Genomic DNA, 13724 nt, shown 5'->3' with positions numbered 1-13724 from the left:
GTCGGGGGGATTCCGCGGGGCGGTGGATCGGGCAGCCCGCGGGTGGACGAATCGCGGGAGAGCGCTCTCTGAAACACCTTGTTCCGGCCGTCCGACGGTGTCAACCCTCCGCCGGTTCCGGAACCGGCGGAGCGTGACGAGGCATTGACAAGCCGGGTGCGGGTCAGGAACATCGGTGCCGCGAGAGAGCGCTCTCTCATCTCTCCCGAAGGAGTTCCGCCCCGATGAAACTCTTCTCATTCACGGCTGTGAGTGCGGTCGGCCTGTTGTTGCTGGGCAGTCTCGTCCAGCCCGCGGCCGCGCACGAGACTGCCCAGCAACGGGCCCAGGCCGGAAGCCTGCTCTCGCAGGGCAAACCGGTGACAGCTTCGTCCAGTGAAGGCGCAGGTACGCCGGCCACAGCCGCCGTGGACGGTGATCCCGGCACGCGGTGGTCGAGCACGTTCGCCGATCCGCAGTGGTTGCAGGTGGACCTCGGTGCGACGGCCGCTATCGACCAGGTCGTGCTGCAGTGGGAAGCGGCATACGCGACCGGCTACCGGATCGAGGTGTCGGCCGACGGCACGCAGTGGACCCAGGTGTACAGCACCACCACCGGGCACGGCGGCACCGAGACGCTGCCGGTGAGCGGTTCCGGACGGTACGTCCGCTTCTACGGCACCCAGCGCGTCGGCGGGTACGGCTACTCGCTGTGGGAGTTCCAGGTCTACGGCACGCCCGGCACCGGCGGACCGCCGCAGGGCTCCGGCACCGTTCGCGTCGCCGGCAGTCAAGGGAACTGGCAGCTGCTGGTCAACAACGCGCCCTGGGTGGTCAAGGGTCTGACTTGGGGGCCACCGGCAACAGAAGCCGCGCAACGGCTGCCCGAGTTGAAGTCGATCGGCGTCAACACCGTTCGTACCTGGGGAACCGACGCGAGCTCCAAGCCTCTCTTCGACGCGGCGGCCGCGAACGGCATGCGGGTCGTCGCCGGCTACTGGCTCCAACCTGGTGGTGGACCCGGCAGCGGCGGTTGCGTCAACTACGTCACCGACACGAACTACAAGACCACGATGCTCGGCGAGATCCGGCGCTGGACGACGGAGTACAAGGACAACCAGGGCGTGCTGTTGTGGGACGTCGGCAACGAGTCCGTGCTCGGGCTGCAGAACTGCTACTCCGGTGCCGAGCTCGAGCAGCAGCGGATCGCTTACGCGACGTTCGTCAATGAGGGCGCCAAGGCGATCCACGCGATCGACCCGAACCATCCGGTCACATCGACGGACGCGTGGACCGGAGCGTGGCCGTACTTCAAGCAGTACGCACCGGACCTCGACCTGCTCGCGGTGAACTCGTACGGGCACGTCTGTCAGGTGAAGCAGGACTGGATCAGCGGCGGTTACACCAAGCCCTACATCCTCACCGAGAGCGGACCGGCCGGCGAGTGGGAGGTGCCGAACGACGCGAACGGCGTACCGAACCAGCCGACCGACCTGCAGAAGCGGGACGGTTACACCCAAGCCTGGAACTGCATCATCGGGCACACCGGCGTGGCGCTGGGCGCGACGCTGTTCCACTACGGCAGCGAGAACGACTTCGGCGCGGTCTGGTTCAACCTCACGCCCGGCAACGAGAAGAGCCCGGCCTGGTACGCCGTGCGACAGGCGTACGGCGGACCGTCCGGCGGGAACACCGCTCCGCTGATCAGCGCCATGACCCTGAGCCGGACGACCGACGTGCCGGCCGGCGGGACGATCACGGTCAACGTTGCGGTCAGCGATCCGGACGGCGACGCGCTCACGCACGAGTTCAAGGCCGGTGGGAAGTACATCGACGGAAGTGGGGCGCTGGTGACGACGCCGTCGAGCGGGAACGGGCCGTTCACGGTGACCGTGCCGCAGCGGCTCGGGGTGTGGAAGCTGTACGACTACGTCCGTGACGGTCATGGCAACGTGGGGATCGAGACCAGGTCGTTCCGCGTGGTCGCACCTCCGGTCAGCGGCACCAATGTGGCCCGCGGCAAGCCGGTGACCGCCTCGTCGTACCAGCAGGTCGGCGACGGAGCCCCGTACCCGCCGTCGAACGTGACCGATGGGAACGTGACGACGCGCTGGGCCAGCGACTGGTCGGATCCGCAGTGGGTGCAGGTGGATCTCGGACAGGTGACATCGTTCGACCGCATCCAGCTGGTCTGGGAGTCGGCGTACGCGCGGGCCTACCGGATCGAGGTGTCGGACGACGGGAACACCTGGCGGCAGCTCTACAGCACCGCTGACGGCAACGGCGATGTCGACGACCTCGGGGTGGCGGGTTCCGGGCGGTATGTCCGGTTGACCGGCACGCAACGCGGGACCGGGTTCGGCTATTCGCTGTACGAGTTCGGCGTGTACAAACAGTGAGAGTTGCCGAGAGATACGATCCGATGTCATGAGGAGCGGCGCATCCCGTCGTACGCCGACCTTGGAGGATGTCGCCAAGGCGGCCGGGGTTTCGCGGGCCACCGTGTCCCGGGTGGTCAACGGGATCACCTCGGTCGATCCCCGGATCCGAACCGTCGTCACGCGGGCGATCGAGGACACCGGGTACATCCCGAACGCCGCGGCCCGGACGCTGGTGAACCGGCGTTCGGGGACCGTGGCCCTGGTGATCTCGGGGTCCGACGGATCGGCCGACCAGATCTTCCGGGATCCGTTCTTCGGGCGGATCACCGGGGGAGTGGTCCGCCACCTCCGGTCCGGCGGGATGCACCCGACCCTGATGCTCGCCGACTCCGACCAGGCCCGGCGGGAGGCGGTCGACTTCGTCCGCCGGGGCAACGCGGACGGCGCGTTGCTGGTGTCGACGCACGCCGGGGACTCGTTGCCGCGGTTGTTCGTCGACGCAGGCATCCCGGCCGTCCTGTTCGCCCGGCCCGCGGTTCCGGTGCCGATCAGCTTCGTCGACCTGGACCATGAGGCCGGCGCGGCGCTGGCTGCGGACCGACTCGCCGACCTCGGATGCCGCCGGGTCGTGACGATCGCCGGTCCGGCCGACCTGCCGGCCGCGAACGACCGGCTGTCCGGGTTCCAGCGCGCGATGCAGCGGCGCGGGGTTCCGTACGTCGATGTTGTCCGCGGCAACTTCACCGCGGAGAGCGGCGAGCAGGCGATGACCGAGCTGCTCGACGCCGTACCGGATGCCGATGGCGTGTTCGCCGCGAACGACCTGATGGCCGTCGGTGCGCTCCGCGTGCTGCACGAACGTGGGCGGTCGGTGCCCGGCGACGTCGCGCTGATCGGCTTCGACGACAGCGAACCCGCGCAGATGGCCCGGCCGCGGCTGACCACGGTCGCCCAGCCCGTGGAGGAGATGGCCGCGCGGATGACCGACATCCTGCTGGGCCAGATCGCCACCCCGGCCGCGAAGTTGACCTCGGTCGTCTTCGACCCGGAACTGATCATCCGCGAATCCGCATAGAAGTTCCGGAACAGTTCCGGGAACGGCGGGCCCTTGACACTGCCGCGCTCAGCCGACGAGCCTCGAAGAGAGCGCTCTCTCAGTACCCGCCCCGACTGATTGGTCTCCTATGTCCCTGAAACCTTTGCGCTGTCTTGTCGCGCTACTCCTCGTTGCCGGCGGCATCGGCGCTGGTGACGCCGCTGCCGCCACGGCCGCCGCGTGTGGATCCACCAACGTCGCGTTGAACCGCCCCGCCACCGCGTCGTCCACCGAGAACGCGGGCCTGCCCGCCTCCGCCGCGGTCGACGGCAACTCCGGCACGCGCTGGGGCAGCGCGTTCGCCGATCCGCAGTGGCTGCAGGTCGATCTCGGTTCGAGCGTCGCGGTCTGCCAGGTCGGGCTCAGCTGGGAAGCGGCGTACGGCAAGGCGTTCCGGCTCGAGTTGTCCGACGACGCCAGCACCTGGCGGCAGGTCTACGCCACGACGACCGGCACCGGCGGCGTACAGAATCTCGACGTGACCGGGACCGGCCGGTACCTCCGGATCACCGGCACCCAACGCGGGACCGGGTACGGGTACTCGCTCTGGGAGGTCGCAGTGCACACGACGGACGGCGGCAGCGGACCGGTCGTCCCGCCCACCGACCCGGCGAACCCCGACCTCGGGCCGAACGTCTCCGTGTTCAGCCCGAGCACGCCCCAGGCCGACATGCAGAACAGGCTGAACCAGATCGCCGCCGAGATGCACACCAACCAGTTCGGCACCCAGCGGTACGCCGTGCTCTGGAAGCCAGGCACGTACACCGCGGACGTGAACCTCGGCTTCTACACCCAGGCCGCCGGCCTCGGTCTTTCACCCGACGACGTGAACCTCAACGGTCATGTCCGCGTCGAGGCGGACTGGCTGCAACAGGGCGACAACCCGAACAACAAGGGCAACGCGACCCAGAACTTCTGGCGGTCCGCGGAGAACCTCGCCGTCACCACGCCGCCCGGCCAGATCGAGCGCTGGGCCGTCTCGCAGGCAGCGCCGTACCGGCGGATGCACCTCAAGGGCGCGCCGGAGATCCAGCTCTGGAACGGCGGCGACGGCTGGGCCAGCGGCGGACTGTTCGCCGACACCAAGATCGACAACACCGTCGTCTCCGGCTCCCAGCAGCAATGGTTCTCCCGCAACTCCGAGTTCGGCGGCTGGAACGGCTCGGTCTGGAACATGGTGTTCACCGGCACCACCGGCGCGCCGCCACAGCACTTCCCGAACCCGTCCCACACGGTGATCGACCAGACGCCGAAGGTCCGGGAGAAGCCGTTCCTGTACGTCGATGCCGCCGGCAACTACAACGTCTTCGTCCCGGCGCTGCGGTCGAGCTCATCAGGGACCAGCTGGTCGCACGGAGCGCCGGCCGGAACGTCGATCAGCCTCGCGGACTTCTACGTCGTCAAGCCCGGCGCGTCCGTCGACACGATCAACGCCGCCCTCGACCAGGGCAAGCACCTGCTGTTCACGCCGGGCATCTACCACCTCAGCGACACCATCCGGGTGAACCGCGCGAACACCGTCGTACTCGGGCTCGGTCTGGCCACGCTGGTCCCGGACACCGGTCAGGCCGCGATCAGCGTCGCGGACGTCGACGGGGTGAAGCTCGCGGGTCTGCTCGTCGACGCCGGGCCGGTCAATTCACCGGTGCTGATCCAGGTCGGCCCGGCCGGCTCGACCGCGAGCCACGCCACGAACCCGACCTCGTTGCACGACGTGTACGTGCGGATCGGCGGCGCGCACGTCGGCAAGGCCACGGTCAGCCTGCAGGTCAACAGCAACGACGTGATCGGCGACCACCTCTGGCTGTGGCGCGGCGACCACGGCGACGGCGTCGGCTGGAACGTGAACACCGCGGCCAACGGACTCGTTGTCAACGGCAACAACGTGACGATGTACGGGCTGTTCGTCGAGCACTACCAGCAGTACGAGGTGCTCTGGAACGGCAACGGCGGTCGCACGTACTTCTTCCAGAACGAGTTCCCGTACGACGTCCCCGACCAGGCGTCGTGGTCGAGCGGCGGCGGGACACAGGGCTGGGCGGCGTACAAGGTCGCGAACAGCGTCACGACGCACGAGGCGTGGGGTGTCGGCAGCTATTGCTTCTTCAGCCCGAACACCTCGATCGTGGCGTCGCGATCGTTCGAGGTGCCGGACACCGCGGGCGTCCGCTTCCACGACCTGGTCTCGGTCTCGCTGGGCGGCGTCGGGACGATCTCCAACGTCATCAACAACACCGGCGGCACGGCCAACGCCGCCAACCAGCAGCGGTATCTGGTCAGCTACCCCTGACCGGATACAACGACAAGCCGCCCTCCAGCCGGTCAGGCTGGAGGGCGGCGCGGTGTCGAAGCGGTCCGTTGCTAGCCGTTCAGCGGGTCGGACTGCGGGGCGATGCGGAAGTACTGCGGGTCGGAGAAGGTCAGCGGGACCTTGCCCAGGCTCTTGATCACCGTGCTCGCACCGTTGGCGTGACCAACGGCGTACAGGTAACCGGACTTGGTGTCCCGGTCGATGCCGAGCAGCAGCGTGCCGTTTGTGCCGCACTTGGTGGCGATGAGCTGCTCGAAGCCCTGCCAGGTCGAGGAGCGCACCGTCTTACCGGTCGTCACGGCGTTGTACTTCGTCGGCCAGGTGACCGTCAGCAGCGTGCCGGCCCGGGTGTTGGCGATGAAGGTTTCCGAGGTGTCGGTGCGGTTGATCAGCGTCATCGACTTCACCGTGCTGAGCCCGCCGACACCGCCGGTGGAGCGCCAGCTGGTGCCGTCGGCGACCCAGCGGTTCATGACGCCGTTGGTCTGCTGGCCGTAGAGCGTCGTGCGGGCCGGGCTGCCGGCGTCCGCCGGCCGGTGGATCGACTGCTCGATGAACCGGTAGTTGGCCCAGCCGCCGCCGATCCGGAGGTTGTTGTGCGGGTAGTGCGGGTCGATCTGGCTCTCGCTGTCGACGACGAACGAGCTCGAGTACAGGGCGCCGCTCATCACGGTCAGCCCGGACCTCGACTCCTCGCCGCCCCCGAGCGGCCGGCCGACGACAGTGCTGATGTGCTGGACGCCGTTCGCCGGGAACACCCCGGCCGTGCCTCGGACCCCGCCGACGGTGATCGGTGCGGTGGCGTTGATCATCCGGCTGGTGAACGCGCCGTTGGCCGTCACCGACCCGAGCCGCAGCGCGCACGCAGCGGTGGTGGCCGTCGTACCTGATTGTGCGGTCGGCTTCGCCTGCGCCGACGATGCTGCGGCCGCGCCGAGCCCCAGAGCGAGCACTGCGGCCGAGGCCAGACCTACGGTCTTGCGAAACATCTGGATCGTCCTCCCCTCAGCGGAGGCGTCCTCGCCCCCGTCGTACCGCATTGGATTCCGGACGCTGCCGAAAAGTTCACCGCCGTGATGCAGGAATTCCCGGCGGTTGTGGTTCAACGGGGCGTGTGAAAGCTGCCGGGTGGCCGGGCCACCTGGTAGACACAAGACTCGGTACGGGCGGCGGACAGGGAAACAGCTTCGATGGTGATGGCATGGCGGTTCGGCGCCGTGAGCGTTGACGCCGTGATGGCTGTGATCCGTGACCCGTCGACGTTCGCGGACTGGATGGTCGCCGTACCGTCCGCGCTCCGTACCGGGCCGAGCTGGCCGGAGACCGGTTCGGTGGTGCAACGCGATACCGGCAAGGAGCTGCGCGGCCGGCACATGCAGAGCCGCGGCCTGGTCGTCGCGGTCGTCGATCGTTGGCGGCCCGACCGGGAGTTGATCCTCCGGCTGCGCAGCGGGCTCGGTGGTTGGGTCCAGATCTCCGTCAGGGTCCAGCCGCGTCCCGGCGGATCGCTGATCGAGGTGAGCGCCGAACCTCTGACCGCGTCAGCACGTCTCCGGTACGCCGGGCAGGGCCGCAACGCCGCCGAGCAACGCTGCGCCCTCGTCGCGGAACGCCTCATCGCGCTCGCGACACCGGACCCTGTCGACGAGTTCTAAGGGATCAGCACGATCCGCCCGAAGACTTCGCCGGCGTCGATCTTCCGATGAGCAAGGACGACGTCGTCCAGCGGCAGTTGCTCATGCACAACCAGCGGCAGCTCACCGCGAGCCGCGGCGGCGAACTGGTCAGCTCTGACCGTACGACGCTGCTCGACCGGCACGGTGTCGGCGCTGAAGGTCGAGAACGTCAGCGAATTGCGGAACGCCGCCATCAACGTCGTACCGAAGTCGGCGGGTGGTTGACCGCCGACGACACCGACGACCACGAGCCGCCCGTTCGGCTTCAGCTTGCCGAAGAACTTCGGCAGGTCCGGACCGGCGACGATGTCGATGATGACGTCGTACGCCGGGGGAGCGTCGCCCTCACCGGACCGGTCCAGAACATGTGTCGCGCCGAGCTTCCTCAGCTGTTCGCCGCGCTCGGCGGATGAGGTAGTGACCGCTACTGCGGACGCATCGCCGCGGGCCGCTAGCTGCACAGTCAGGATGCCGATGCTGCCGGCGGCGCCGCGAACCAAGACGGATTCGCCGGGCTCGAAATGCGCGTGTGCCAAGGCGAAGTGGGCCACGACCCCCGAGCTGCCGAGCGTCACGGCGTCGACAGCGGACAGCTCGTCCGGCAGCGGTACGACGTCGTCGATGTCGGCTGTCGCGTGCTCGGCGTACCCGCCGCCGAGGCCAGTGAAGCCCCACACGCGCCGACCGATCCAGGACTCGTCGACGTCGTGGCCGACGGACACCACCGTGCCCGCGACCTCGGACCCGGGCACCAGCCCTTCGGTGAACCCCCAGCCGGCGAGGCTCCCGTTGCGGATCAGCGCGTCGACACCGCCGACACCGATCGCCTCCACTGCGATCAGCACCTCTGTTGGTCCGGGGTCGGGCTTGGGCAGGTCGACAACGCTCAGTCCGTCCGGCGCACCGAACGCCTTGATGATCACAGCCTTCATAGTCACCGAGGCTAAGTGGACGCAGGCGTCCGGTTAGCTAGAGTGAGAGTGATGACCGAGCAAATGACTCAGAAGCTGCGCGCCGATGCGGAGGACAATCGCGATCGGATTCTCGAGTCGGCCCGGGTGCTGTTCGCCGGTGAGGGGCTGGGCGTTCCGATGCGGGCGATCGCGCGGCATGCGGGGGTTGGACCTGCGACGTTGTATCGCCGGTTTCCGACCAAGCAGGCGTTGGCGGTCGAGGCGTTCGCCGAGCAGATGCGTGCGTGTCAGGCGATCGTGGACGAAGGGCTGGCTGATCCCGATCCGTGGCAGGGGTTCTGTTCGGTGATCGAGCGGATCTGCGAACTGCACCTGCAGAACCGTGGGTTCACCGATGCGTTCCTGGCGACGTACCCGGAGGCGGTCGATGTCGCGGAGAGCCGGGAGTTGACGCTGAGATCGGTCGCGACGTTGGCCCGGCGCGCGAAGGTGCGTGGGCGGCTGCGGAAGGACTTCGAGCTGGGCGATCTGATGATCATGCTGACCGCACACCGCGGCCTACATGTGTCGGATCCGGCAACCCGCAGTACGGCGTCGCGCCGGTTCGCATCCCTTGTGGTGCAGGCGTTCGCCGCCTGAGACGGTGGCTGTCCGGGATCAACGCTCCTTGACCACCTGGCGCAGCCGGTTCGTGGCTCGGAACTGGAGTTGTTTGATCGCCCCGTCGGTGCGGTCCATCGCCGCCGCTGTCTCGCTGATCGACAGGCCGGCGAAGAAGCGCAGTACCAGGCATTCACGCTGATCGTCGGGCAGGTGGGTGAGTGCGTCGCGCACCGTGGCCGTGCTCACGGACAGCAGCGCGGCCTGCTCCGGTCCGACGGCATCGTCGATCTGCGGATCGACCTCGTCGGTGACGATCGCCAGCCTGCTCCAGCCGGAGCGGTGGTGGTCGATCACGACGTTCCGGGCGATGGTGACGAGCCAGGCCGCGAAGTTCAGCTGCGCCCGCGGCCGGCGGGCGATCGCGCGGAAGGCGCGCAGGAACGTCTCGCTGGTCAGATCCTCGGCCGCGCTGCGGGACGAGGTCTTGCTGTAGGTGTACCGGTAGATCGATGGCAGGTACCGATCGTAGAGCTGCCCGAAGGCGGCGCCGTCACCCGCTTGCGCGAGCCGGATCAGCTCGTCCTCGTCATCGGAATCGTCGGCGTAGTCGGTGTATCTGTGGTTGGCAACCCTGTAGGCGGCCGTGCTTGCACCTGCGATGGCCATGCGCTTCCCAAGCCCCGTTCTCAGTCAGCTACGCGGTGAACATCACGAAAAGGTTACCGAACGTCGCGCACCGTGTCACTCCCCTTCCGGCCTGTCACGAGAACAAGTCCGGAAACACTTCGAGGATCGTTGAAACGTTGGTCGATGACCCCCGGCCGGGCTGACCATCGGGTAAGGACCGACTTCCTGCGTGACCGGGAGAAAAGGATGGCCATCGAACTGCGGTCTGCACTGGTGCCCGACCTGTCGATGCTGTCGGTGGCGCTGCAGGCGTTGCTCGGCGACGGCAAGGGGATACCGAAGCTGCTGCGGCTCAGGCTGCTCTCGGTGATGCACACGCCGGCCGGCCGGGCGGCGCTGCGGCCGATGCTCGCGCAGCCGGGGCAACGCCGGCAGATCCCGTCCTCGGTCGCGCCGTTGACGCCGGTCGGCGACCTGTCGATGGAGACCCAGATCGAGGCGCTGCGGTCCAACCACAACGACGGTCTGCGGGGCAATCTCGTCGAGATCTACGGCGACCGGATCCCACAGGTTTGGCGCGCGGCGGCGGAGCGACCGGCCCGGTGGTCGCGCGCTCTCGGTGACACGCTCGCGGACGTGTGGAGCGGTCCGGGTCGGGACGCCTGGTCGCGGTCGCGTACGGCGCTCGACAGCGAACTGCGCCGGCACGAGAGCCTGCTGGATCGGGGTGCGGCGCATACGTTGCTGAACACGCTCTCACCGCGGATCCGGTTCGACTGCGGCGGGTTCGAGCTGGACGGACGTGTGAAGGTGCCGGTGGGCGATCGGAAGATCGTGCTGGCGCCGATGATCTCCGCGCCGGATTCCGTGGTCGTCGAGAACAGCGATCCGGTCGCGGTTGTGGTCGGCTACCCGCTGCCCGGCGCGCTCGCGTCCTGGTCGCCGGCCGGTCTACCGGTCCGCGAGTCCGACGACGCGCTGGCAACCGTCATCGGTCACGTCCGCGCCGAGATCCTGCGCCGCCTGCCGGAGCCGATGAGCATGAGCCGGCTCGCCGCCGAGCTCAACTGCGCGCCGAGCACCGCGACCCACCACTGCAACACGCTGGAGTCCGCCGGCCTGGTCGAACGCATCCGCCAGGGCAAGAGCATCCTGGTACGCCGCACCACCCGAGGCTCCGCCCTCGTCGACCTCTTCACCTAACCCTTGCCCCAAGCAACCACCATGGAAGATATCCGCCTCAGACCGGCAACACCCGCCGACAACGAGTTCCTGTACGACCTGCACCACCGCACGCTCGGCGACGTGATCGAGGCGACCTGGGGCCCGTGGGACGACGACGTACAACGGATGTTCCACCAGGCGTGGTTCAAGCCGGAGACCGTCGAGATCGTCCTGGTAGGAGGACAGCGGGCCGGGATGATCCAGGCCGCACCGGCCGATGCCGCCACCTACTACGTGTCCCGGATCGAGATCGCGCCCGAGGTGCAGGGCCGCGGCGTGGGTACGGCGTTGTTGCGCCTGCTCGTCGATCGTGCGAGGTCGGCAGGCGCGTCCGCTGTGGAGTTGCACGTGTTGGAGCTCAACCGGGCGCGTGAGCTGTACGAGCGGCTCGGGTTCGTCGTGGTGGGCCAGGAATCGCCGAAGCTGCGGATGCGCCTGGGCTTGTGATTCAGTGCACTATGCATTTGACGCTCGCCACGTCGTACGACGCCTCTCCGGAGGAAGTGTTTGCGATGATCACCGATGTCACGTTCCAGGAGCAGGTGTTCGAGCGGCTGCGGGTGCCGTCGTACGACGTGGTGGTGGGGGATGCGGGTGACGACTTGAGGATGCGGTGTCACTGGCAGACGCAGGCGTTCGACGTGCCGGTGGTTGCCCGGCGGTTCGTCGGGAGCACGTTGGAGCTGGCGCAGGTGAAGGTGTGGCACCGGCCCGACGTCGACGGCGCGCGGGAGGCGGACGTCGACGGTGAGGTGACCGGGGTGCCGGTGAAGGTGACCGGCATGACCCGGATCGTGCCGGCCGGGCGGGGGACCAGCCAGGCGTTCGACCTGCAGGTGACGGCTTCGGTGCCGATGGTTGGCAAGGGCATCGAGCAGGTCGTGGGCGACGCCGTACGCGTCCGGTTGGAGAAGAAGTTCGAGGTCGCGCGAGCCTGGTTGTCGGGCTCGCTCTGACTCACGCGAAGGCCGAGTGCCCGGTGATCGAGCGGCCGACGATGAGGGTGTTCATCTCGCGGGTGCCCTCGTAGGAGTAGATGGCTTCGGCGTCGGCGACGAACCGGCCGACGTTGTGTTCGAGCAGGATCCCGTTGCCGCCGAGCAGCTCACGCGCGTAGCCGACGGTTTCGCGCATCCGCATCGTGCAGAACATCTTCGCGAGCGACGCGTGTTCGTCGTACGCCGCACCCGCATCCTGCAGCTGGGAAAGCCGCGCGCACAGCGTGGCGGACGCGGTCGTGTTGGCGAGCATCCGCACCAGCAGATCCTGCACGAGCTGGAACGACGCGATCGGCTTGCCGAACTGCTCGCGCTGCTGCGCATACGCCAGCGCATGCCGATACGCCCCGCGCGCACACCCGACCGACATCCACGCGACACCCGCCCGCGTCATCAACAACACCTTCGCGGTATCGCGGAACGAGTTCGCCTCCGCCAACCTGTTCTCCTCAGGCACGCATACGTCGTCCAGCGTGATCAGCGCGTTCTGTACGACGCGCAACGCCATCTTGTCCTCGAGCTTCGTCGTGGTGAACCCAGGTGTGTCCTTCTCCACCACGAAACCCTTCACCTGCCCGTCCTCGACATCCCGCGCCCAGATCACGGTGAGATCGGCAAACGTCGCGTTGCCGATCCACTTCTTCTGACCGTTCAGCACCCAGCTGTCGCCCTCGCGCCGGGCCGTCGTCTGCAGGCCGCGCGAAGCACCCGACCCGACCTCAGGCTCGGTGAGCCCGAACGCGCCGATCTTCTCGAGTCGCGCCATCGCCGGCAGCCACCGTTCCTTCTGCTCCTCCGATCCGCACAGGTAGATCGAGCCCATCGACAGCCCGCTGTGTACGCCGAAGAACGTCGCGATCGACGGGTCCGCCGTACTCAGCTCCATCGCGAGCAGGCCGTCGAGCAGGAAACTGCGACCGGGGCAGCCGTACCCGGAGTACGGCGTACCGACGATGCCCAGGTCCCGCAACGCCGGGACCAGCTCGAACGGGAAGGTGGCCCGGGTCCAGTGTTCGTTGATGATCGGCGCGACCTGCTTGTCGCCGAACTCGCGGACCGCGTGCAGGAGCTCGCGGTCGGCGTTGTCGAGCAGCAGTTCGAGGCCGTAGAAGTCGATCGGGTCGGTAGTCATAGCGTCCTCCTCAGGAAATTCGTGATGACGGGCACCAGCGTCGGCGCCTCGGTGACGAGCTCGACATGCCCGCCGGGATAGATGTGCAGCTCGGCCGCAGGGATCAGCCGGGCGAGGATGCGGCCGTTGACGACCGGGATGATCGGGTCGTCGTCTCCGGTGAGGACGAGCGTCGGCTGCCGGATCAGCCCGAGGAACGGCAGACTGGTCCAGCACGCCCCGGCCGCCAGTTGGTACATGTATCCACGCCACGAACCGGCTCGTACCTGCTCGCCGAAGACCTTCCGAATCGTGTCGGAGTGCTGCCGAGCGCTACCGCCGTACAAGTAGCCCGCCATGCCAGCCGCGTATCCCGGATCGCCGAAGCGCCGGGGCGTGATCATCTTCAGCAGCGTCGTCGGCCGGCCAGGCACCATGAGTACGCCGGTACCCGTGCTGACCAGCACCAGCCGCCGAACCCGCCGCCGATGCTGGAACGCGAGCTGCTGCGCGAGCGCGCCACCCCAGGACAGCCCGAGTACGTCGACCTCGCCGTACCCGAGCCGCGTCAGCATCCGGTCGACCATCCACGCGAGCATCGGAATGCTTGCCGGCAACACTCCCGTCGGCGAACCCCCGACACCCGGTACGTCGAACCGGATCACCGTGCCGTCGAGCTGGTCGACCACCGGCTGCAGTACCTCGAGCCCGGCGCCGATCCCGCAACACAGCACGAGCGGCGTACGACGTGCATCGCCGGGACGCACGTCGTACCGGATCCGATGCCCGGCAACTGTCAGCATC

General features: G+C 68.1%; 13 protein-coding genes. 8 read left to right on the top strand and 5 right to left on the bottom strand.

What is annotated here, in order from left to right; genetic code table 11:
• Nucleotides 1-224: 224 nt before the first annotated feature.
• The 3 genes from FDA38_RS28845 (at nt 225) to FDA38_RS28835 (ending at nt 5746) form a co-directional block, all read left to right on the top strand.
• Nucleotides 225-2378, top strand: a complete 2154-nt coding sequence (locus tag FDA38_RS28845) for a discoidin domain-containing protein (RefSeq protein WP_137257270.1) — start codon at nt 225-227, stop codon at nt 2376-2378.
• Nucleotides 2379-2406: 28 nt separating this feature from the next.
• Nucleotides 2407-3435: a LacI family DNA-binding transcriptional regulator gene (locus tag FDA38_RS28840; RefSeq protein ID WP_137257269.1), complete on the top strand. Its 1029-nt coding sequence runs from the start codon at nt 2407-2409 to the stop codon at nt 3433-3435.
• Between the two features lie 109 nt (nt 3436-3544).
• On the top strand, nt 3545-5746 hold the full coding sequence (locus FDA38_RS28835; protein ID WP_137257268.1) for a discoidin domain-containing protein: 2202 nt from the start codon (nt 3545-3547) through the stop codon (nt 5744-5746).
• Between the two features lie 71 nt (nt 5747-5817).
• On the opposite strand, the gene FDA38_RS28830 is transcribed toward FDA38_RS28835, so the two are convergent.
• Nucleotides 5818-6756, bottom strand: a complete 939-nt coding sequence (locus FDA38_RS28830) for a hypothetical protein (RefSeq protein WP_137257267.1) — start codon at nt 6754-6756, stop codon at nt 5818-5820.
• Between the two features lie 228 nt (nt 6757-6984).
• On the opposite strand from FDA38_RS28830, the gene FDA38_RS28825 reads away from it, so the two are divergent.
• Entirely contained in the window at nt 6985-7422 is a 438-nt protein-coding gene (locus tag FDA38_RS28825; RefSeq protein ID WP_137257266.1) for a hypothetical protein, read from the top strand.
• Here the strand turns inward: FDA38_RS28825 and FDA38_RS28820 are convergent.
• Complete coding sequence (locus FDA38_RS28820) at nt 7419-8375, bottom strand: zinc-dependent alcohol dehydrogenase family protein (RefSeq protein ID WP_137257265.1); 957 nt, start codon at nt 8373-8375, stop codon at nt 7419-7421. The two genes, FDA38_RS28825 and FDA38_RS28820, sit on opposite strands and share 4 nt — an antisense overlap.
• 51 nt (nt 8376-8426) lie before the next feature.
• Between FDA38_RS28820 and FDA38_RS28815 the strand changes: the two genes are divergently transcribed.
• A complete protein-coding gene (locus FDA38_RS28815; RefSeq protein WP_170989910.1) occupies nt 8427-8996 on the top strand; it encodes a TetR/AcrR family transcriptional regulator in 570 nt (189 codons plus the stop codon).
• 18 nt (nt 8997-9014) lie between these two features.
• On the opposite strand, the gene FDA38_RS28810 is transcribed toward FDA38_RS28815, so the two are convergent.
• A complete protein-coding gene (locus FDA38_RS28810; protein ID WP_137257264.1) occupies nt 9015-9626 on the bottom strand; it encodes an RNA polymerase sigma factor in 612 nt (203 codons plus the stop codon).
• 207 nt (nt 9627-9833) lie between these two features.
• On the opposite strand from FDA38_RS28810, the gene FDA38_RS28805 reads away from it, so the two are divergent.
• From FDA38_RS28805 to FDA38_RS28795, 3 genes are read left to right on the top strand one after another with little or no spacing between them, the layout of a single operon-like run.
• Nucleotides 9834-10790, top strand: coding sequence for an ArsR/SmtB family transcription factor (locus tag FDA38_RS28805; RefSeq protein ID WP_170989909.1), 957 nt, complete (start codon nt 9834-9836; stop codon nt 10788-10790).
• Between the two features lie 21 nt (nt 10791-10811).
• Nucleotides 10812-11258, top strand: coding sequence for a GNAT family N-acetyltransferase (locus FDA38_RS28800; RefSeq protein ID WP_137257262.1), 447 nt, complete (start codon nt 10812-10814; stop codon nt 11256-11258).
• Between the two features lie 11 nt (nt 11259-11269).
• Nucleotides 11270-11767, top strand: a complete 498-nt coding sequence (locus FDA38_RS28795) for a DUF2505 domain-containing protein (protein ID WP_137257261.1) — start codon at nt 11270-11272, stop codon at nt 11765-11767.
• A gap of 1 nt (nt 11768) precedes the next feature.
• On the opposite strand, the gene FDA38_RS28790 is transcribed toward FDA38_RS28795, so the two are convergent.
• Both FDA38_RS28790 and phaZ read right to left on the bottom strand, forming a co-directional pair.
• Nucleotides 11769-12941, bottom strand: coding sequence for an acyl-CoA dehydrogenase family protein (locus tag FDA38_RS28790; protein WP_137257260.1), 1173 nt, complete (start codon nt 12939-12941; stop codon nt 11769-11771).
• Nucleotides 12938-13723, bottom strand: a complete 786-nt coding sequence (phaZ, locus tag FDA38_RS28785; RefSeq protein ID WP_233715046.1) for a poly(3-hydroxyalkanoate) depolymerase — start codon at nt 13721-13723, stop codon at nt 12938-12940. Before phaZ ends, FDA38_RS28790 begins: the two co-directional genes overlap by 4 nt.
• Nucleotide 13724: the final 1 nt, after the last annotated feature.

Origin of the sequence: Kribbella jiaozuonensis, assembly GCF_005233875.1 — a bacterium.
GTDB lineage: Bacteria > Actinomycetota > Actinomycetes > Propionibacteriales > Kribbellaceae > Kribbella > Kribbella jiaozuonensis.
This window is presented reverse-complemented; position numbering and strand designations above follow the sequence as displayed.